At 71.4% G+C, this 18,851-nt stretch carries 19 protein-coding genes; 7 read left to right on the top strand and 12 right to left on the bottom strand.

From position 1 onward, the window contains the following. Positions 1-73 precede the first annotated feature (73 nt). Complete coding sequence (locus FB157_RS06250; protein ID WP_145876848.1) at positions 74-1,669, top strand: LCP family protein; 1,596 nt, start codon at positions 74-76, stop codon at positions 1,667-1,669. A gap of 55 nt (positions 1,670-1,724) precedes the next feature. Here FB157_RS06250 and FB157_RS06245 read toward each other — a convergent pair whose 3' ends face one another. Continuing rightward, the gene (locus tag FB157_RS06245) at positions 1,725-2,753 is read right to left on the bottom strand and encodes a glycosyltransferase family 2 protein (RefSeq protein ID WP_145876713.1); all 1,029 of its coding nucleotides are present in this window, start codon (positions 2,751-2,753) and stop codon (positions 1,725-1,727) included. Positions 2,754-3,001: 248 nt separating this feature from the next. Between FB157_RS06245 and FB157_RS06240 the strand changes: the two genes are divergently transcribed. Beyond that, positions 3,002-4,396, top strand: coding sequence for an LCP family protein (locus FB157_RS06240; protein ID WP_145876846.1), 1,395 nt, complete (start codon positions 3,002-3,004; stop codon positions 4,394-4,396). A gap of 87 nt (positions 4,397-4,483) precedes the next feature. Here the strand turns inward: FB157_RS06240 and FB157_RS06235 are convergent, their stop codons facing one another. Next, the gene (locus FB157_RS06235; RefSeq protein WP_145876712.1) at positions 4,484-5,032 is read right to left on the bottom strand and encodes an acyl-CoA thioesterase; all 549 of its coding nucleotides are present in this window, start codon (positions 5,030-5,032) and stop codon (positions 4,484-4,486) included. A gap of 118 nt (positions 5,033-5,150) precedes the next feature. On the opposite strand from FB157_RS06235, the gene FB157_RS06230 reads away from it, so the two are divergent. Continuing rightward, positions 5,151-6,449, top strand: a complete 1,299-nt coding sequence (locus tag FB157_RS06230) for an LCP family protein (RefSeq protein WP_186581363.1) — start codon at positions 5,151-5,153, stop codon at positions 6,447-6,449. Here the strand turns inward: FB157_RS06230 and FB157_RS06225 are convergent. The 4 genes from FB157_RS06225 to FB157_RS06210 form a co-directional block, all read right to left on the bottom strand. Beyond that, positions 6,446-7,264: a class I SAM-dependent methyltransferase gene (locus FB157_RS06225; protein ID WP_145876711.1), complete on the bottom strand. Its 819-nt coding sequence runs from the start codon at positions 7,262-7,264 to the stop codon at positions 6,446-6,448. The genes FB157_RS06230 and FB157_RS06225 overlap by 4 nt on opposite strands. 71 nt (positions 7,265-7,335) lie before the next feature. Further along, positions 7,336-7,701 carry a four-helix bundle copper-binding protein gene (locus FB157_RS06220; RefSeq protein WP_145876710.1) on the bottom strand — a complete coding sequence of 122 codons (366 nt, stop codon included), beginning with the start codon at positions 7,699-7,701 and terminating at the stop codon, positions 7,336-7,338. Between the two features lie 125 nt (positions 7,702-7,826). Then, the gene (locus FB157_RS06215; protein WP_145876709.1) at positions 7,827-8,606 is read right to left on the bottom strand and encodes an SDR family oxidoreductase; all 780 of its coding nucleotides are present in this window, start codon (positions 8,604-8,606) and stop codon (positions 7,827-7,829) included. Between the two features lie 118 nt (positions 8,607-8,724). Continuing rightward, entirely contained in the window at positions 8,725-9,882 is a 1,158-nt protein-coding gene (locus FB157_RS06210; protein WP_145876707.1) for an acyl-CoA dehydrogenase, read from the bottom strand. Positions 9,883-10,062: 180 nt separating this feature from the next. On the opposite strand from FB157_RS06210, the gene FB157_RS06205 reads away from it, so the two are divergent. After that, on the top strand, positions 10,063-11,406 hold the full coding sequence (locus FB157_RS06205) for a UDP-glucose/GDP-mannose dehydrogenase family protein (RefSeq protein ID WP_145876706.1): 1,344 nt from the start codon (positions 10,063-10,065) through the stop codon (positions 11,404-11,406). A 134-nt stretch (positions 11,407-11,540) separates the two neighbouring features. Here the strand turns inward: FB157_RS06205 and FB157_RS06200 are convergent, their stop codons facing one another. Beyond that, positions 11,541-12,047: a CGNR zinc finger domain-containing protein gene (locus tag FB157_RS06200; RefSeq protein ID WP_145876704.1), complete on the bottom strand. Its 507-nt coding sequence runs from the start codon at positions 12,045-12,047 to the stop codon at positions 11,541-11,543. 115 nt (positions 12,048-12,162) lie between these two features. Here FB157_RS06200 and FB157_RS06195 point away from each other — a divergent pair, with 115 nt between their 5' ends. Next, positions 12,163-12,519: a VOC family protein gene (locus FB157_RS06195; protein ID WP_145876703.1), complete on the top strand. Its 357-nt coding sequence runs from the start codon at positions 12,163-12,165 to the stop codon at positions 12,517-12,519. 21 nt (positions 12,520-12,540) lie between these two features. Here FB157_RS06195 and FB157_RS06190 read toward each other — a convergent pair whose 3' ends face one another. Then, complete coding sequence (locus tag FB157_RS06190) at positions 12,541-13,647, bottom strand: dipeptidase (protein ID WP_145876701.1); 1,107 nt, start codon at positions 13,645-13,647, stop codon at positions 12,541-12,543. Between the two features lie 128 nt (positions 13,648-13,775). Further along, positions 13,776-14,135, bottom strand: a complete 360-nt coding sequence (locus FB157_RS06185) for a MerR family transcriptional regulator (protein WP_145876700.1) — start codon at positions 14,133-14,135, stop codon at positions 13,776-13,778. A 64-nt stretch (positions 14,136-14,199) separates the two neighbouring features. Between FB157_RS06185 and FB157_RS06180 the strand changes: the two genes are divergently transcribed. Further along, the gene (locus FB157_RS06180) at positions 14,200-15,366 is read left to right on the top strand and encodes an alkene reductase (protein WP_145876698.1); all 1,167 of its coding nucleotides are present in this window, start codon (positions 14,200-14,202) and stop codon (positions 15,364-15,366) included. Here FB157_RS06180 and FB157_RS06175 read toward each other — a convergent pair. Genes FB157_RS06175 through FB157_RS06165 form a run of 3 tightly spaced genes read right to left on the bottom strand, consistent with a single transcriptional unit; the run spans position 15,315 to position 18,159 of the window. Further along, on the bottom strand, positions 15,315-16,493 hold the full coding sequence (locus FB157_RS06175) for a dipeptidase (RefSeq protein ID WP_145876696.1): 1,179 nt from the start codon (positions 16,491-16,493) through the stop codon (positions 15,315-15,317). The two genes, FB157_RS06180 and FB157_RS06175, sit on opposite strands and share 52 nt — an antisense overlap. Before the next feature lie 5 nt (positions 16,494-16,498). Then, on the bottom strand, positions 16,499-17,023 hold the full coding sequence (gene purE, locus FB157_RS06170) for a 5-(carboxyamino)imidazole ribonucleotide mutase (protein WP_145876695.1): 525 nt from the start codon (positions 17,021-17,023) through the stop codon (positions 16,499-16,501). After that, on the bottom strand, positions 17,020-18,159 hold the full coding sequence (locus FB157_RS06165) for a 5-(carboxyamino)imidazole ribonucleotide synthase (protein ID WP_145876693.1): 1,140 nt from the start codon (positions 18,157-18,159) through the stop codon (positions 17,020-17,022). The genes purE and FB157_RS06165 overlap by 4 nt, the downstream gene beginning before the upstream one ends. A 182-nt stretch (positions 18,160-18,341) precedes the next feature. Here FB157_RS06165 and FB157_RS06160 point away from each other — a divergent pair, with 182 nt between their 5' ends. After that, entirely contained in the window at positions 18,342-18,845 is a 504-nt protein-coding gene (locus tag FB157_RS06160) for a GtrA family protein (RefSeq protein ID WP_145876690.1), read from the top strand. The last annotated feature ends 6 nt before the right edge of the window (positions 18,846-18,851 follow it).

Below are 18,851 nucleotides of genomic sequence, written 5' to 3'. Positions count from 1 at the left end.
GGCGCAGGGTGGGGAGGGCAGGGAGTTGTCGCAGAGCGATGTGCGCGGGGAGCCTCCTGCGGTCGAGGACACGATGGCGCTCACGCCGCAGGCCGCTCGGGCGCCTGAGGGGTCCGGACGGCACGGTGGCGGGCGTCGCGGCGGCCCGAGGAAGACCGAGCAGCGGGGGCCCCGGCGGCGCGTGCTGCGCTGGTCGGCGACCGTGCTGACGGTGGTCATACTCGGCACGGCCGGCGCCGGATACCTGTACTACCAGCACCTGAACGGCAACATCCAGAAGGGTCGCCGCAGCAACGGCGACGACAAGGCGCAACGGACCCGGCCGAACGCGGCCGGCCAGACTCCGCTGAACATCCTGCTGATCGGCTCCGACAGCCGGAACTCGGACGAGAACGTGAAGCTCGGCGGCGCCAAGTACGACCGCGGCAGCCCTCCGCTCGCCGACGTGCAGATGCTCATCCACCTCTCCGCGGACCGCAAGAGCGCCGCCATGGTGAGCATTCCCCGGGACACCCGGGTCGACATCCCCAAGTGCACGGACCCCGACACCGGCAAGGTGTACCCGGCCACCAACGCCATCATCAACACCACCCTGGCCCGGGGCGGTGCCGGCTGCACGCTGAGCACCTGGGAGAACCTCACCGGTGTCTACATCGATCACTGGATGACGATCGACTTCGCGGGCGTGGTGAAGATGGCGGACGCCATCGGCGGCGTCGAGGTGTGCGTGCGGCAGAACGTGTGGGACCACTCGACGCCCGCCCAACGCGGTGGCTCCGGGCTGAAGATGAAGGCCGGGCGGAAGAAGGTCGAGGGTGTGCAGGCCCTGCAGTGGCTGCGTACGCGGCACGCCTGGGGCAGTGACGTGATGCGGGCCCGCGCCCAGCACATGTACCTCAACTCGATGATCCGCACGCTCAAGCAGCAGAACGTTTTCACCGACACCGGGCGGCTGATGGACCTGGCCGAGGCGGCCACCAAGTCCCTGAAGGTGTCCGAGGAGATCGGCACCGTCAAGAAGCTGTACGACCTGGGCACGGAGCTGAAGTCGGTGCCGGCGGACCGCATCACGTCGGTGACGATGCCCAACGTCGAGGACGCGCAGAACGGCGAGCACGTCGTGCCGGAGAAGGCCGGCGCCGACAAGCTGTGGCAGATGCTCCGCGACGACGTCCCCTTCGACAAGAACGGCAAGCCGTCGGGGGCGAAGAAGGGGGCGGGCACGTCGCAGCCGACGAAGACCCCTTCGGTCGACGCGGCCCGGCTCGGGGTGCTGGTGCAGAACGCCACGCAGTCCTCCACCGAGGCCGCGGCCGTCGGCCGGGCCGGAACGGTCAGCCAGGCGCTCGTGCAGAAGGGGTACGGCAGGGCCACCGCCGACACCTCGGCGTCGCTGTCCGCGGACCGGACCGTCGTGCGCTACCCGAGCGCCGATCTGGCAGGGGACGCGCAGGCCGTCGCCAAGGCGCTGGGCATCCCGATGAGCCAGGTGAAGCAGTCGACCGACGTGTCGGGGGTCACCGTCGTCGTGGGCGCGGACTGGCGCACGGGCACCGCCTACCCCAAGAAGTCCGCGCCGAAGGCCGGAGACCTGCCCGGCGACTCCGACGCCATCAACGGCTCGGACACCTCCCAGTGCATGGACGTGTACAAGCCCTACCAGTGGTGAACGCAGCACGAGGGCCCCTCCGCGGCATGCGGAGGGGCCCTCTTCGTTCCTGGGCTCAGCGGGGTTCGAGCACCGCCGGCCGCCGCGAGGCGATCACTCGCCTCGCCAGGGACCTGGGGCTGGTCAGAAAGCCCCAGCCCCACGACATGTGCATGGTCGCGAGGGCCGCCGGGATCTGCAGCCGGGCCTTGGCCGGCAGCCCCTTGCCCGCCGGGACCGAACCCGCCACGATCGCCGCCAGGTAGCCGCCGGGGATCACCAGACCCCACGGCGTGAGGGCGGCGCCCACCACGAGACCCGCCGCTATGGCGCACACCGCGGTCGGCGGGGCGAGGTAGCGCAGGTTGATGGAGCCCTCGTGGTAGCGGGCGACGACATGGCGCCAGCGGCCGTAGTCCTTGTACTGCTTGGCGAGCGCCTTCACGCTCGGCCGCGGCCGGTACGACACCTTCAGCTCCGGCGAGAACCAGATCAGGCCGCCCGCCTCGCGGATGCGGAAGTTCAGCTCCCAGTCCTGGGCGCGGATGAACTCCTCGTTGTAGCCGCCCTGTTGCTCCAGCGCCTCGCGGCGGAAGACACCGAGGTAGACCGTCTCGGCGGGGCCCGCCTGGCCACCGGTGTGGAAGGCCGCGTTGCCGACGCCGACCTTCGAGGTCATGGCTGCGGCGACCGCGTGCTCCCAGTCGTTCTCGCCCTCGGCGTGCATGATGCCGCCGACGTTCTGCGCGCCGGTCTCCTCCAGGAGCCGCACGGCGGTCGCGATGTAGTTCGGCGAGAGCATGCCGTGGCCGTCGACACGGACCACGATCGGGTGCCGGGAGGCCTTGATCGCCGCGTTCAGCGCGGCGGGGGTGCGGCCGGTGGGGTTCGGGACGGTGTGCACACGGGGGTCTTCCGCGACCAGCTCGGCGGCGATCTCGTCCGTGCGGTCCTTTGACGGACCGAGGGCGATCACGACCTCCATCTCGCCGGCGTACTCCTGCGCGAGGATCGCTTGGACGGCCCCGCGCAGATGCCGCTCCTCGTTGAGGACGGGCATGATCACAGAAACGGCGGGGTGTCGCACGTCGGGCTTGGCGTTCATAGAGGGCTCACGTTACCGCGAACGGGGGACACCGGTGCGCGCCGCCGGGCGCGTGCAGGCGGGCTGGAGATCGTATCGGCCTACGGTTCTCACAAATCCCACATACGGCCGCAGCCCGGAGGTGTCCCTTGCCCAGCCCGCCTAGGTCCCCCGCCCGGCCGCAGCGCCGACCGCAACAGCCCCGCCGGGTGCCACGGCAGCCCGAACGGGTCGTGCGGCCCCCGCGCCCCAGACGGCCGCGCTGGGCCATGCGGGCGGTGACCACGCTGTCCGTGGTCGTGCTCGCCTCCGCCGGGATCGGCCATGCGGTCGTCACCAGCCTGGACGCCGGCATCACCCGGGTCGACGCCTTCAAGGACATGAAGAACCGGCCCCGCGCGGGGCACGGCATGAACGTCCTGCTGGTCGGCACCGACGGCCGGGACAAGATCAGCGAGTCGCAGCGGCGCGCGTACCGGCTGGGCGGACAGCCCTGCCACTGCACCGACACGATGATGATCGTGCACATCTCGGAGGACCGGGAGCGGGCGAGCGTGGTGAGCCTGCCGCGCGACTCCTACGCCGAGGTGCCCGAGCGCGTCGACCCGGGCACCGGCCGGCGGCACGCCCCGCACCCCGCCAAACTGAACGCGGCCTACGCCGAGGGCGGTCCCCAGCTGACCATCGCCACGGTCGAGAACATGACCCATGTGAAGATCGACCACTATCTGGAGGTCGACTTCACCAGCTTCATGAAGACCGTGGACGTGCTCGGCGGCGTCCGCATCTGCACGGCGACGCCGCTGAAGGACTCGTACACCGGACTCGACCTCGCGCCCGGCACCTACACCCTCAACGGCGGCCAGGCGCTGCAGTACGTGCGCGCCCGGCACGTGGACGGGGCGAGCGACCTGGGCCGGATGAAGCGTCAGCAGCGGTTCCTGGCCTCGCTGATCGAGCGGGCCACCTCCTCCGGGGTGCTGCTGAACCCGATGCGCTTCCGGGACGTGACCCGGGCGGTGCTCGGCTCGGTACGGGCCGACGAGGGCTTCGGCACCGACGAGCTGCTCGACCTCGGCCGGGCGATGCGGAACTTCTCCCCGTCCTCCTCCGAGTTCTCCATGGTGCCCATCGGCCAGATGAACTTCCAGGTCAAGGGCCTCGGATCGACCCTGAAGTGGGATCCGGCGGCGTCCGGCCGGCTCTTCCAGGCCCTGCGCGACGACAAGCCGCTCGCCGTGGACCACCCGCACCGCGGACCTCGGCCCGCGCCGGTCGAGGTCGCCCCGCGGCAGGTCCGGGTCCAGGTGGAGAACGGCACCGGCACGGCCGGGCTCGCCAAGCGGATCGACGCGGCGCTCGCGGCGGCCGGCTTCGCCACCACCCACCGGCCGACCACCGCGACCGTGCACGACGTCAGGCGCACGGTGATCTCCTACGACCCCCGCTGGGACCGCTCCGCCCGCACCCTGGCCGCGGCCCTGCCCGGCAGCGCGCTGCGCGCGGTACCGGGGATGGGCCAGACGCTGAAGGTGACCGGCGGGTCCGACTTCAAGACCGTGCACCAAGTGAAGGTCGAGGACCCGGCCAGGCCGGAGCAGAGCGCGCTGCGCGGCAACGAGGTGGTCTGCTCGGCTTCCGGGGAAGCCTCCCAAGGGGCCTAGGAGGACCCGGGAGGCACAGGAGCCCTGGACGGCCCGGAGGTCCGGGCAGATCCTGGGGCAGATCCTGGGCAGGCCCTGGGTCAGGCTCTAGTCCTCGAAGCCCTGCGCCGCGCGCCTCTCGCGCAGCTCGCGGATCTCGCGTCGGCGGGCCAGGCGGTGGGTGCGGCGGATCTGGGCCTCCTGGTTGCGGCGGCGGTCGCGCTCGGTCTCCGCGATCACCGGGGGCACCCGGCGCGGCTTGCCGTCGGCGTCCACGGCCGCGAAGACCAGATAGGCCGAGCCGACCTGGGTCGGCGGCGTCGACTCGTTCCAGCGTTCGGCCAGGACCCGCACGCCGACTTCCATCGAGGTCCGGCCGGTCCAGTTGACCTGGGCCTTCACATGGACCAGGTCGCCCACGCGGACCGGTTCGAGGAAGGCCATCTCGTCCATGGACGCGGTGACGGCGGGACCGCCGGAGTGCCGGCCGGCCACCGCGCCCGCCGCGTCGTCGACCAGTTTCATGATCACCCCGCCGTGCACCGTCCCCAGCAGGTTGGTGTCGTTGTGGGTCATGATGTGGCTGAGGGTGGTGCGGGAAGCGGATATCGGCTTGCCCGGGATGTCCGGATCCGCGTCCGAGGCCTGATCTGTCATGGCCCCCACCTTATGCCGAAGGACATTCACGGAATTTGTGACGGCTTCGCAACAGCGCCGCTCTGATTTTCCGACACCCCTTGTAAGGCCCACACCCGCGCCCTGCACACTGGGGCGCATGAATGACTGGCCCCAGGGATGGTCCGACGACAATCGCGGCCCGCGCTACGGACGCGGCAGCGGCGGCACGCAGCCGGAAGGCGCCCGTGTGATGCGCCAGGTGCGGCGCGGCCCTGCGGGACCGCCCGGGCAGCAGCGCGGGTACGGCGCCGGGGTCCCGCAGCAGCCGTCGTACGTCGACGGCCAGGGATACGACGACGGCGCCGGCTACGGCGAGTACGACAGCGGCTACAACACGGGCCAGGTCTACGGCGGAGGCCAGGGCGGCGGCTCCGTGCCCAACGACGCGGACCCGGCCGCCGGGCAGTACCGGCCGCGGCCGAACTGGCGCCGTCGCATCAAGTGGACCGCGATCACGCTGGCGAGTGTGCTGATCGTCACGTCGGTGGCGACGTACTTCTGGGCCGACTCGAAGCTGCGCCGCGAGGTCGACCTGGCGACGGTCATCGACCGGCCGGAGGCCGGCTCGGGCACGAACTACCTGATCGTCGGCTCGGACAGCCGCGAGGGCATGTCCAAGGCGGACGAGAAGAAGCTGCACACCGGTGCCGCCCAGGGCAAGCGCACCGACTCGATGATGATCCTGCACGTCGGCGACAACGGCGACACGCTGATCTCGCTGCCGCGCGACTCGGACGTGGAGGTCCCCTCGTACAAGGGGTCGTCGTCCGGGAAGGTCTACCCGGCCAAGGGCCGGCACGAGAAGCTGAACGCGGCCTACGCCGAGGACGGCCCGACCCTCCTCGTGCGCACGATCGAGTACAACACCGGTCTGCACATCGACCACTACGTGGAGATCGGCTTCCAGGGCTTCGCGAACATCGTGGACGCGGTCGGCGGTGTCGACATCGACATCGACAAGGGCTTCAAGGACAAGTGGTCCGGCGCCGACTTCAAGGCGGGCAAGCAGACCCTCAACGGCCAGCAGGCCCTCGCCTTCGTCCGCACCCGGCACGCCTTCGCCACCAGCGACCTGCAGCGCACCAAGAACCAGCAGAAGTTCCTGGCCGCGCTGGCCCACCAGGTCGCCACCCCGTCGACGGTCCTGAACCCCTTCAAGCTCTACCCGACCATGGGCGCGGGCCTGGACTCCCTGATCGTCGACAAGGACATGGGCCTGTGGGACCTGGCGTCCATGTTCTGGGCGATGAAGGGCGTCAGCGGCGGTGACGGCACCTCGATGAACATGCCGATCTCCGGGTCCACCGGCGGCAACCTCGTCTGGGACAAGGCGAAGGTGAAGACGCTGGTGAGCCAGTTGAAGAACGACGAGAAGGTGACCGTCACCGGCAACTAGGCCATCGCGGAGGCGAGCAGCGAGACATGGGGAAGGGCGAGCCGCCCTTCCCCGTCCGCGTATGCGGCGCTCAGCCGCTCGTACTCCCGCCGGATCCGGGCGACCGTCTCCGCGTCCTGGGAGGTCACGACCAGCCCGACGGTGGCGACCCCGCCGGCCGCACCGCCCCACCACTCCTCGACGCCGGCCCGGTGATCCCAGGCCAGCTCGGCCGCCTCGGCACCGCCGAACCCGGCCTGCGCGAGCAGCTCCGCCAGGCCCTGCGGGGTGCGCGTGAAGTCCTCGTCCGGGTCCAGGCGCGGCAGGTACGACGGCGGTACGGCACCGCCGGCCGCGCACGCCTGCCCGAGCAGCTCCTGTCCGGCCCCGCGCCGGGCGCCCCACAGCGTCAGGGCGATCCGTCCGCCGGGTCGCAGCACCCGCCGCAGCTCGGCGAGCGCGGCCCGCGGCCGGCCCACGTGGTTGAGTACGAAGTTGCCGACCACCGCGTCGAACTCACCGTCAGGGAAGGGCAGTTCGGGCAGGACGGCGATCTCGGCGGCCACCCCGCGCCGCCGCGCCCCGGCAACCATGCCGGCGTCGGCGTCCACGGCCCGTACCAGCGCGCCCCGCTCCTGCGCCGCCAGGGCGGCCGTGCCGGTCCCGGTCCCGACGTCGAGGACCCGCGTCCCCGCGCCGACCCGGGCCGCGTCCAGCAGCGCGGGCACCGGGTACGCGCACAGCCGGCCGAAGCTCGCGGCGTACGCCTCGGTCCGCCCCGCCCACATCGCCCGCTCGGCGGCGTCGAAGGCCGCCGTCGCATCCGTCTCGATCATGACCCCAGCGTGCCGCAAAGATGTTCAAGGGCACCCACTGGGGTGCCCTTGAACGCCCTCATGGGCAGGGATCACATGCGTGCGCCCGCCATCGCCCGGCACATCTCCGCGGCGCGGCGACACGCCTCGGCACAGCGCATCATCTGCTTGTCGTCGGGCATGGACATACACGCCTCGGCGCACATGTCACAGGCCCTGGCGCACATCGCGCACATGTCGGCGGACATCGGCGAGCGGCGCATCATCATGTCGGCGCACATGCGGGTCATCTCGGAGCAGTCCATGAGCGCGCGCATGATCTGCATCTGGGCCTGGCCGCCCATCTGCATGCAGGAGCTCATGGTCTCCTCGCAGACGTTGTGGCACGTCATGCAGGCCTCGACGCAGTCCTGCATCTCCTTGGTCATGGCGGGCATGGTGGTTCCGGGCTGGGTCATGGCTCCTCCTGGGGAGGGAGAGGGGTCCGGGGCGGGCCCCGTGTGCTTCCGTCCTACGCCGGAGTGCCCCGCTCTGCCATTCGACGCCTGTCCCGCCTCGCACCCGTTCGGCCCACAGGGCGGCTTCAGACGGTGGGGGTCGTGCCGCCGTCGATGACGTACTCGGCGCCGAGGATGGCCGACGCACGGTCGGAGACCAGGAAGGCGATCAGGTCGGCGACCTCCTCGGGGCGGTCGGGACGCCCGAGCGGGATGCCGCCGAGGGAGTCCATGAGCCGGTCCAGAGCCACCTCCCGGGTGACGCCCGCCTCTTCGGCGATCCGGGTCACCAACTGGTCGGCCGCGCTGGTCCGGATGAACCCGGGCGAGACCGCGGTGACCCGTATCCCGTGCCGGGCGACCTCGTTGGCCAGGCCCTTGCTGTAGGTGGTCAGCGCGGCCTTGGCGGCGGCGTAGGCGAGGGTGCCGTTCCACAGCGGCATCCGGCGCTGGATGGAGGTGACGTGCACGATCACGCCCCGGCCGGCCTCGATCATCCCGGGCAGCAGGCCGCGGTCCAGGCGTACGGCGGCCAGCAGGTTGACGGTCAGCTCGCGGGCCCAGTCGGCCTCGCCGAGGGCCGCGAAGCCGCCGGCCGGAGCCTCGGATCCCCCCAGGGTGTGGACGAGGATGTCGGCGCCGCCCAGGCGGGCGTGCACCTCGGAGACGACCTCGGCGGCGCCCTCGGCGGTGGAGAGGTCCGCCGCGACGAACGTCTTCTCGTCGACCTCGTCGGGGCGGCTGCGGGCGGTGACGAGCACGCTCGCGCCGGCCCGGCGCAGGCGTTCGGCGACGGCGGCTCCGGTGCCCCTGGTGCCGCCGGTGACCAGCGCGCGCCGGCCGTCGAGGGATTCGCTGGTGGGCATGGTGACGGTGCCTTCCGTGACCGGGACCGGGCCCGGGAACACCCCCCGCTGTCCACGCTACGCCGGCAGCCCCCGTCCGAGGCGGACGGGGGCTGCCGGGAAGTGCGGAGGGCGTGCCTTACGGCAGGTTGCGGGCCATGACGATCCGCTGGACCTGGTTCGTTCCTTCGTAGATTTGCGTGATTTTCGCATCGCGCATCATGCGCTCCACCGGGTAGTCACGGGTGTAGCCGTAGCCGCCGAGCAGCTGGACGGCGTCGGTGGTGACCTCCATGGCCACGTCCGAGGCGAAGCACTTGGCGGCCGCGCCCTGGAAGGTGAGGTCCTTGTCGCCGCGCTCCGAGGCGGCCGCGGCCTGGTACGTCAGGGCGCGGGCGGCGGCGATCTTCATGGCCATGTCGGCGAGCATGAACTGGATGCCCTGGAAGTCGGCGATCGGCTTGCCGAACTGCTTGCGCTCCTGGACGTAGCCCTTGGCGTAGTCGAGGGCGCCCTGGGCGACACCGAGGGCCTGGGCCGCGATGGTGATGCGGGTGTGGTCCAGGGTCTTCATGGCGGTGGCGAAGCCGGTGCCCTCCTCGCCGATGATGCGGTCGGCGGGGATGCGGACGTTGTCGAGGTAGACCTCGCGGGTCGGGGAGCCCTTGATGCCGAGCTTCTTCTCCGGGGCGCCGAAGGAGACGCCCTCGTCCGACTTCTCGACGACGAAGGCGGAGATGCCCTTGGTGCGCTTGGTCGGGTCGGTCACGGCCATGACCGTGTAGTACTCGGAGACGCCTGCGTTGGTGATCCAGCGCTTGACGCCGTTGAGGACGTAGTGGTCGCCGTCGCGGACCGCCTTGGTCGTCATGCCGCCCGCGTCCGAGCCCGCCTCCGGCTCGGAGAGGCAGTACGAGAACATCGCGTCGCCCTTGGCGAGCGGGGTGAGGTACTGCTTCTTCAGGTCCTCGGAGCCGGACAGGATGACCGGGAGGGAGCCCAGCTTGTTCACGGCCGGGATGAGGGAGGAGGACACACAGGCGCGGGCCACTTCCTCGATCACGATGACCGTGGCGAGCGCGTCGGCGCCGGCGCCGCCGTACTCCTCGGGTACGTGCACGGCGTGCAGCTCGTTGGCGACCAGGGCGTCGAGGGCCTCCTGCGGGAAGCGGGCCTCCTCGTCGACCGCGGCGGCGAACGGCGCGATCTTCGCCTCGACCAGCGAACGGACGGCGTCCCGGAGCATGTCGTGCTCCTCGGACGGGCGGTACAGGTCGAAGTCAGCCGATCCGGCCACGGTCTCTCACGCTCCAAAGACGCAGTGATACTGACGCTAATTACCGTTAAGTAACTCAAATTTTAGAGGGCCGCCCGAAGGACGCCTACGTGAGATGGGCGACAGCGGGGAAATTGCCCGGTGGACGCCCCGACTATGCTCGGCTCCGCATCACCGACGTACCCGATCTGGAGCACATCCATGAGCCTGAAGATCACCGTGATCGGCACCGGCTACCTGGGCGCCACGCACGCCGCGGCCATGGCCGAACTCGGATTCGAGGTGCTGGGGCTCGATGTCGTGCCCGAGAAGATCGCGATGCTGGAGCGCAGCGAGACCCCGATGTACGAGCCGGGGCTCGAGGAACTGCTGCGCCGGCATGTCGCGGGCTTCGAGGGGTCCACCGGACGGCTGCGCTTCACCCAGGACTGGGCCGAGGTCGGGGCCTTCGGTGACGTGCACTTCGTCTGTGTGAACACTCCCCAGCGGCACGGGGAGTACGCGGCGGACATGTCGTACGTCGACGCCGCCTTCGCCTCCCTCGCCCCGCATCTGCACGGACCCGCCCTGGTCGTCGGCAAGTCGACCGTGCCGGTCGGCTCGGCCGAGCGGCTGGCCGCCTATCTGGCCGAGCACGCGCCCGCCGGTGCGGACGCCGAGCTGGCCTGGAACCCGGAGTTCCTGCGCGAGGGCTTCGCGGTGCAGGACACGCTGCACCCGGACCGGATCGTGGTGGGCTTGCGCGGCGAGCGCGCGGAGAAGCTGCTGCGGGAGGTGTACGCGACGCCGGTCGGCGAGGGCACGCCGTTCGTGGTGACCGACTTCCCGACCGCCGAGCTGGTGAAGACCTCGGCGAACTCCTTCCTCGCCACCAAGATCTCCTTCATCAACGCGATGGCGGAGGTCTGCGAGGCCGCGGGCGGCGACGTGGTGAAGCTGGCGGAGGCCATCGGCTACGACGACCGGATCGGGAAGAAGTTCCTGCGCGCCGGTATCGGGTTCGGCGGTGGCTGTCTGCCGAAGGACATCCGGGCGTTCATGGCGCGCGCCGGCGAGCTGGGCGCGGACCAGGCGCTGACCTTCCTGCGCGAGATCGACTCCATCAACATGCGCCAGCGCGGCCAGATGGTGGAGCTGGCCCGGCAGGCGCTTGGCGGCGGTCCCTTCCTGGGCAAGCGGGTGGCGGTGCTGGGCGCCACGTTCAAGCCGGACTCGGACGACGTCCGCGACTCGCCCGCGCTGAACGTGGCCGGGCAGATCCACCTGCAGGGCGGCCAGGTGACCGTGTACGACCCCAAGGGCATGGAGAACGCCCGCCGGGTCTTCCCCACCCTGGGCTATGCCGACTCGGCTCTCGACGCGGTCCGGGGCGCCGACGTCGTGCTGCACCTGACCGAGTGGCGGGAGTTCCGCGAGCTGGACCCGGCGGCGCTGGGCGAGGTCGCGGCGGCCCGGCTGATCCTGGACGGGCGCAACGCCCTGGACTCGGAGCAGTGGCGGCGGGCCGGGTGGACGTACCGGGCCATGGGCCGCCCGACCGCGTAGTCCGGCGCCGCAGCGACACCGCCACAGAGGCATCCACGAGGACGCCGGTTCGGCCGAGGCTCAGTCGGCCGAACCGGCGTCTTCCCGCATTCTGCACCACCGGACACATACATGGCCGATGAACTCCCTGTGGTTCACGGCTCCTTCGCGCGGTAGCGGCGCATCTTCGCGCGCGCCCCGCACACCTGCATCGAGCACCAGCGGCCCCGCCCCGCGGGGCTGCGGTCGTAGTACGCCCAGTGGCAGGTCTCGGCCTCGCACGCCTTGAGACGGGCCCAGGTGCCGGCGACCAGCGCCTCGGCCACGGCGGCGGCGACCCGCGCGAGCAGCGGGCCGGTGTCGGCCGGGGCGAGGCTCGCGGAGCCGTCGTGGTCGTCCACGGCGACGTACAGGGGCGCGTGTGCCAGCAGCTCGCCGAGCGGGGTGACCTCGCCGTGCGGCGGATGGCCGGCGTGCGCGAGCAGCGTGGCCCGCAGCGACTCGCGCAGCGCGCGGGCCTGCGGCAGCTCCTCCACGGTGAGTCCGAGGCGCGTCCGGCCGTCCGCCGTGTCGAGCGAGTCGGCGCCCGACTCGAGGTCCAGCGTGTTCACCAGGGACTCGACCAGGGCCAGGCCTCCCGGCGCGGGCGATCTCTCACTCATGACTGCAAGTTACCTCCCGAATCCGGTTGCGGCGTTACCTCTCATACGGGAGCATCAGGTAACGCGTTACCGGTTACGCATCTCTAAAGGTAACTCCGACTTCGAGGAGGAAGTCATGGCACTCGCCAAGCTGGGTGCGGTCGTCCTGGACTGTCCCGATCCCCGCGCGCTGGCCGGCTTCTACGCCGGGGTGCTGGGCGGCACGGTGGAGGGCGAGGGCGACTGGGTCGATCTGTCGGTGCCGGGCGGTCAGGCGCTGGCCTTCCAGCGCGCGCCCGGATTCGTGCCGCCGCGGTGGCCCGCGGCCGACGCCTCCCAGCAGTTCCATCTGGACCTGGTGGTGGAGGACCTGGACGCGGCAGAGAAGGACGTGCTGGAGCTGGGGGCGAAGCCGCTGGCCGAGCAGGGCGGCGGCAGCTTCCGGGTCTACGCGGACCCGGCCGGACACCCCTTCTGTCTCTGCGCCTGCTGAGCGGGCCGGAGCCGGCAGCCCCTAGCCGTCCAGCTCCGCGATCCGCGCGTTGGACGGCTCCCGGCGGTGCTGTGCGGCGCGGGCCGTGAAGTCCGCGCTGCGGAGCACCCGCTGGACGTTTCCCCAGGTCAGCAGGGACAGCTCGGACTCGGACCAGCCACGGCGGAGCAGTTCGGCGATCAGGTGGGGGTAGCGGGAGGCGTCGGCCAGGTCGTGCGGGTGGGCGGCGCCGGAGTCGTAGGTGCCGGACAGGCCGACGCACTCGGGGCCGGCGACCGCGCGGACGTGGTCGAGGTGGTCGGCGACGTCCTGGACGGTCGGGCCGGTCTGCTCGGCGGTCAGCGGCACCATGCACAGACCGCCCGCGGCGCCCAGCTCGGCGAGCAGGTCGTCGGGCAGGTTGGCCGGGTGCGGGCGCAGGGCACGGGCGGCGGAGCGGGTGCACAGCACCGGGGTCTTGGAGAGCGTGGTGGCCCGGCCGACGGTGGCGTCGGAGGCGCCGGAGAGATCGGCCAGGACGCCGAGGCGGTTCATCTCGCGGACGACCTCCTCGCCGAACCGGGTCAGCCCCGCCTCGCTCGCCCAGGCCGTGCCCGCCAGGGTGAGGACGCGCAGGCCCAGGGCGTGCAGGACGCGCAGGATGCCCAGGGAGTCGTCGAGCGCGGGCGCCCCGGCCGGGCCCAGCACGACGGCGGTCCGGCCGCAGTTGCGGGCATCGATGATCTGTCCGGCGGTGCGCACCAGGCGCAGTCCCTCCGGATGGGAGTCGATCACCGAGCGGACGAAGTCCAGCTGCTCCAGGGTGGCGCCCACCGGGCGGTCCCCCGCCAGGCCCTCGGGCAGGTGCAGCGACGAGAACAGGACGCCCACGTGCCCCTCGCGCATCCGCGGCACATCGGTGTCGACGGCCAGCTCGCCCAGCTCCAGGTCGTACCAGGACAGCTGGCGCAGGGCCCACGGCAGGCCGCTGTAGCCGTCGGCGACGGGGTGGTCGGCGAGCAGGGAGTGCGCCCGCCGCAGCGTCTCGTCGGCCTGGGCGTACGACTCCTCCTGGAACGGGTCGTCCGGCAGGCCGTGGTCCCCGCCGACCCCGGTCGTGGTGGGCCTGTCGTCCTGCAGGTCGGCCATGGCGGCTCCGTACGTCGTCGAGAGCTACGTCGGTCGTGAGCTACGTCTGATGCGGCTGGCGTACCGCCACGGTCGCACGGGGCGCGGGGATCCTTCCTGATGAGTGGGGCGTTCGGGGGTACGAACGGTCACGTGTCCGCAGCCGCCCGGATCACCTCGTCCAGCGTCTCCCGGGAGCGGACGAGGTCGGCGATCGTACGGTCGATGCGGTCGCGTTCGGCGGTGAGGTCGGCGACCAGCCTCGGCGTGGCGATCACGGAGGGCCCGCCGTCCTGGTCGCGCATGCACGGCAGCAGCTGCCGGATCTTCGCACTGTGCAGCCCGGCCGCGTACAGCTCCTGGATCCGTACGACCCGGTCGACGGCCGCCTCCGGGTAGTCCCGGTGTCCGCCGGGCGTGCGCTCGGCCGCGAGCAGCCCCTGGGTCTCGTAGTAGCGCAGCGACCGCTCGCTCACGTTGGTGCGCCGGGCCAGTTCACCGATCCGCATCGTCCGCCTCCGGGGCCGTCGGCCACTTGAATCTGACATCAGTGTCAGCTTCTACCGTACGGCCATGACACGGACAACCGACTTCCTGGCCCCGGCCCGGCTCGGCCGGCTCGCACTCCCCAACCACCTGGTCATGGCCCCGCTCACCCGCAACCGCGCGGAGGCCGACGGCACCCCGACCGCGCTGATGGCCGGCCACTACGCCCAGCGCGCCTCGGCCGGCCTGATCATCGCCGAGGGCTCGACACCCAACGCGGTCGGGCAGACGTACCCGGACATCACCGCGATCCACACGGACCGGCACACGGCGGGATGGCGGCAGGTGACCGACGCCGTGCGGGCGGCCGGCGGGCGCATGTTCCTGCAGCTGCAGCACGGCGGCCGGGTGAGCCATCCGGCGACCACGGGCCTGACCCCCGTGGCGCCGTCCCCGGTCCCGCTGCCGGAGACGATCTTCACTCCCGGCGGCCACCGGCCGGCCGCGGTTCCGCGCGAGATGACGGCGGAGGACATCCGCGCCACGATCGCCGACTTCGCCGCAGCGGCCCGCCGGGCCGTCGAGGCCGGCTTCGAGGGCGTGGAGGTGCACTCGGCCAACGGGATGCTGCTGCACCAGTTCCTCGCCGACAACACCAACCGCCGCACGGACGCCTACGGCGGCTCCGTCCAGGCGCGGGTACGGTTCGCGGCGGAGGTGACCGAAGCGGTGGCCGACGCGATCGGCGCCATGGGGGTCCCCCCGCTCGAGCGAAGCCGAGAGTGGGGGAGGGTGGGCATCCGGATCTCCCCCGGCTCCACCGTCAACGGCGTCCGGGAGGACGACACCACCGGTCTCTACGCCGCCCTCACGGACCGCCTGAAGGAACTGGACCTCGCCTATCTGCACCTGGTGCGCTCCGCACCGGAGTCCGCCTGGTACCGCCGGATCCGCGCGGACTGGCCCGGCACCCTGATCGGCAACCCGGACCTGACCGACCTCACCACGGCGGCCGTCACCCGGGAGAGCGCGCGCATGCTGGCCGCCGGAGCCGACCTGGTGGCGCTCGGCCGGCCGTTCCTCGCCAACCCGGACCTGGTCGCGCGACTGCGCCTGGGCGCCCCGCTCAACCCGGTCCGGGAGCGGTACCTGATGTACGTGGGCGGGGCGGACGGCTACACCGACTACCCCGCCCTCGACGCTCAGCCGTCCAGCGACTCGATGGTCGCGTTGGACGGGCCGCGCGTGGCCTGAACGTCGCGGGCCACGTCCTCCGCCGCGCCCAGCACCCGCACCGCGTTCTGCCAGGTCAGCTTGGCCAGGTCGGCCTTGGACCAGCCGCGGTCGAGCAGCTCGGCGATCAGGTTCGGGTAGCCGGAGACGTCGTTCAGGCCGTCCGGGGTGAAGGCGGTGCCGTCGTAGTCGCCGCCGATGCCGAGGTGGTCGATGCCCGCCACCTCACGCATGTGGTCGAGGTGGTCCGCGACCGTGGAGACCGTGGCGACCGGGCGCGGGTTCCGCTCCTCGAAGGCGCGGTGGATCTTCATCGCCTCGGGGGTGGTGTCGAGGTGGTGGAAGCCGTTGGCGCGCATGTTCTGGTCGGCCGCGACCGTCCAGTCGACCGCCGCCTGGAGCACGAACTTCGGCACGAAGGTCACCATCGCCATGCCGCCGTTGCCCGGCAGCCGCTCCAGGACGTCGTCCGGGACGTTGCGCGGGTGGTCGCAGACGGCACGCGCGGAGGAGTGCGAGAAGATCACCGGCGCGGACGAGGCGTCCAGCGCGGCCCGCATGGTCGTGGCCGCCACATGGGAGAGGTCCACGAGCATGCCGAGCCGGTTCATCTCACGGACGACCTCGCGGCCGAAGGCGGACAGGCCGCCCACGTTCGGTGCGTCGGTCGCCGAGTCCGCCCAGTCCACGTTGTCGTTGTGGGTGAGCGTCATGTAGCGCACGCCGAGCGCGTACAGGCCGCGGAGCGTGCCCAGGGAGTTCCCGATGGAGTGACCGCCCTCGGCGCCCATCAGAGAGGCGATACGGCCCTCCGCGCGGGCCGCCTCCATGTCGGCCGCCGTCAGGGCCGGGGCCAGCTGCGCCGGGTAGCGGGCCAGCATCTGCCGGACGCCGTCGATCTGCTCCAGCGTCGCCGGGACCGCGTCCGGCTGGTCGGAGGGGACGTACACCGACCAGTACTGGGCACCGACCCCGCCCTCGCGCAGCCGCGGCAGGTCGGTGTGCAGGCTCGCGCTCTGGGAGGCGGCGAGGTCGAGGGCGTCGAGGTCGTAGCGGACCTGCTTGCGCAGCGCGTACGGCAGGTCGTTGTGCCCGTCGACGACGGGGAACTCGCGCAGCAGTGCGCGGGCGTCGTCCAGCGAGGTCACGGGCCTCACTTCCCGAAGCCGAAGCCGCCCGCGGAGCCGCCGACCTTGGCCCGCAGCCGCTTGCCCTTCTCGGTGGCCTGGTCGTTGAGGTCCTGCTGGAAGTCGCGCATCTTCTGCAGCAGCTCCTCGTCGTGCGCGGCGAGCATACGGGCCGCGAGCAGACCGGCGTTGCGGGCGCCGGCGACGGAGACGGTGGCGACCGGGACACCGGCCGGCATCTGCACGATGGACATCAGGGAGTCCATGCCGTCGAGGTACTTCAGCGGCACGGGCACGCCGATGACCGGCAGCGGGGTGACCGAGGCGAGCATGCCCGGCAGATGGGCCGCGCCGCCGGCACCGGCGATGATCGCCTTCAGACCGCGGTCGGCGGCCTGCTCGCCGTACGCGATCATCTCGCGCGGCATGCGGTGCGCGGAGACGACGTCGACCTCGTACGCGATCTCGAACTCGTCCAGCGCCTTGGCGGCGGCCTCCATGACGGGCCAGTCGGAGTCCGACCCCATGACGATGCCAACAACAGGGCTCATTCGGTGATCGTGCCTCTCAGGTAGCCGGCTGCGTGACGGGCGCGCTCCAGCACGTCGTCCAGGTCGTCGCCGTAGGTGTTGACGTGTCCGACCTTGCGGCCGGGCTTCACGTCCTTGCCGTACATGTGGATCTTGAGCTTGGGGTCGCGGGCCATGCAGTGCAAGTACGCGGAGTACATGTCCGGGTAGTCGCCACCGAGGACGTTGGCCATGACCGTCCACCTGGCGCGCGGGCGCGGGTCGCCCAGCGGCAGGTCGAGCACGGCCCGCACGTGGTTGGCGAACTGGGAGGTGATCGCGCCGTCCTGGGTCCAGTGGCCCGAGTTGTGCGGACGCATCGCCAGTTCGTTGACGAGTATGCGGCCGTCGCGGGTCTGGAACAGCTCGACGGCGAGGTGGCCGACGACGCCGAGTTCCTTGGCGATGCGCAGCGCCATCTCCTCGGCCTGGAGGGCCAGCTCCTCGTCCAGGCCGGGCGCGGGCGCGATCACGGTGTCGCAGACGCCGCCGACCTGCTGCGACTCGACCACCGGGTAGGCGACGGCCTGGCCGTGCGGGGAGCGCACGACGTTGGCGGCCAGCTCGCGGACGTAGTCGACCTTCTCCTCGGCGAGGACCGGGACGCCCGCCCTGAACGGGTCGGCGGCCTCCTCGGCGGATTCGACGACCCACACGCCCTTGCCGTCGTAGCCGCCGCGGACGGTCTTGAGGACGACCGGGAAGCCGTCCCCCTCCGCCGCGAAGGCCTCGACGTCCTCCGGGTCGCTCACGATCCGGTGCCGTGGACACGGCACACCGATCGCGTCGAGCTTCGCCCGCATCACGCCCTTGTCCTGGGCGTGCACAAGAGCGTCGGGCCCCGGGCGCACGGGGATGCCGTCCGCCTCCAGGGCCCTGAGGTGCTCGGTGGGTACATGTTCGTGATCGAAGGTGATCACATCGCAACCGCGCGCGAACTCACGCAGCGTGTCCAGGTCGCGATAGTCGCCGATGACGACATCGCTGACGACCTGCGCCGCGGAATCCTGAGGGGTGTCACTGAGGAGCTTGAACCTGATGCCCAGCGGGATGCCAGCTTCGTGCGTCATACGCGCGAGCTGTCCACCGCCGACCATGCCGACTACCGGGAACGTCACGCCCCTAGGGTATCGGCCACGCCGACCGGGTCGGATTACGTCCCTCACACCGCGTCTTACCCGGGGCTTTCCCGGCTCTTTCCGACCCGTTCCCAAGCTGTGGCCTGGTCCGGGGGCGGCGGACAGGTCGCCTGGATAGCATGGCTGGGTTGACGAAACCTACCGACGGGAGCTGCACAGCCATGGAACCTCGTTCCTCGGGGCTGCAACGGCTCGTACGCGAGGTGGCCAAGTTCGGCGCTGTCGGAGGCGCCGGCGTCCTTGTCAATCTCGGTGTGTTCAACCTGGTCCGGCACGTCTCCGACCTGCCGGTGGTGCGCGCCAGCATCATCGCGACCGTCGTCGCGATCGCCTTCAACTACGTCGGCTTCCGTTACTGGACGTACCGGGACCGCGACAAGGGCGGCCGCACCAGGGAACTCACGCTGTTCCTGATGTTCAGTGCGATCGGCCTGGTGATCGAGAACGGCGTGCTCTTCCTCGCGACGTACGGCTTCGGCTGGGACAGCCCGCTGCAGAGCAACATCTTCAAGTTCCTCGGCATCGGCGTCGCCACCCTGTTCCGGTTCTGGTCGTACCGCACCTGGGTGTTCCGCACGATGCCCGCCCGGGAGGCCGTGGCGCGTGCCGAATCGATCCTGGAGCAGGAGTCGCGAAAGCCCGCGCCGCAGCAGCGCGTCCCGTAGGGACCC

The sequence above is a fragment of the Streptomyces sp. BK340 genome, assembly GCF_007827595.1.
In the GTDB taxonomy this organism is placed as follows: Bacteria; Actinomycetota; Actinomycetes; order Streptomycetales; family Streptomycetaceae; genus Streptomyces.
Note: the sequence above shows the minus strand (reverse complement) of the source record. Positions and strands in the feature narration are given on the sequence as shown.

Bases quoted from the DNA above. Each gene is read 5' to 3' on its own strand.
- FB157_RS06250 (WP_145876848.1), top strand. From the start codon at position 74: ATGGCGCTCACGCCGCAGGCCGCTCGGGCGCCTGAGGGGTCCGGACGG.
- FB157_RS06245 (WP_145876713.1), bottom strand. From the start codon at position 2,753: ATGAACGCCAAGCCCGACGTGCGACACCCCGCCGTTTCTGTGATCATG.
- FB157_RS06240 (WP_145876846.1), top strand. From the start codon at position 3,002: ATGCGGGCGGTGACCACGCTGTCCGTGGTCGTGCTCGCCTCCGCCGGG.
- FB157_RS06235 (WP_145876712.1), bottom strand. From the start codon at position 5,032: ATGACAGATCAGGCCTCGGACGCGGATCCGGACATCCCGGGCAAGCCG.
- FB157_RS06230 (WP_186581363.1), top strand. From the start codon at position 5,151: ATGAATGACTGGCCCCAGGGATGGTCCGACGACAATCGCGGCCCGCGC.
- FB157_RS06225 (WP_145876711.1), bottom strand. From the start codon at position 7,264: ATGATCGAGACGGATGCGACGGCGGCCTTCGACGCCGCCGAGCGGGCG.
- FB157_RS06220 (WP_145876710.1), bottom strand. From the start codon at position 7,701: ATGACCCAGCCCGGAACCACCATGCCCGCCATGACCAAGGAGATGCAG.
- FB157_RS06215 (WP_145876709.1), bottom strand. From the start codon at position 8,606: ATGCCCACCAGCGAATCCCTCGACGGCCGGCGCGCGCTGGTCACCGGC.
- FB157_RS06205 (WP_145876706.1), top strand. From the start codon at position 10,063: ATGAGCCTGAAGATCACCGTGATCGGCACCGGCTACCTGGGCGCCACG.
- FB157_RS06200 (WP_145876704.1), bottom strand. From the start codon at position 12,047: ATGAGTGAGAGATCGCCCGCGCCGGGAGGCCTGGCCCTGGTCGAGTCC.
- FB157_RS06195 (WP_145876703.1), top strand. From the start codon at position 12,163: ATGGCACTCGCCAAGCTGGGTGCGGTCGTCCTGGACTGTCCCGATCCC.
- FB157_RS06190 (WP_145876701.1), bottom strand. From the start codon at position 13,647: ATGGCCGACCTGCAGGACGACAGGCCCACCACGACCGGGGTCGGCGGG.
- FB157_RS06185 (WP_145876700.1), bottom strand. From the start codon at position 14,135: ATGCGGATCGGTGAACTGGCCCGGCGCACCAACGTGAGCGAGCGGTCG.
- FB157_RS06180 (WP_145876698.1), top strand. From the start codon at position 14,200: ATGACACGGACAACCGACTTCCTGGCCCCGGCCCGGCTCGGCCGGCTC.
- purE (WP_145876695.1), bottom strand. From the start codon at position 17,023: ATGAGCCCTGTTGTTGGCATCGTCATGGGGTCGGACTCCGACTGGCCC.
- FB157_RS06160 (WP_145876690.1), top strand. From the start codon at position 18,342: ATGGAACCTCGTTCCTCGGGGCTGCAACGGCTCGTACGCGAGGTGGCC.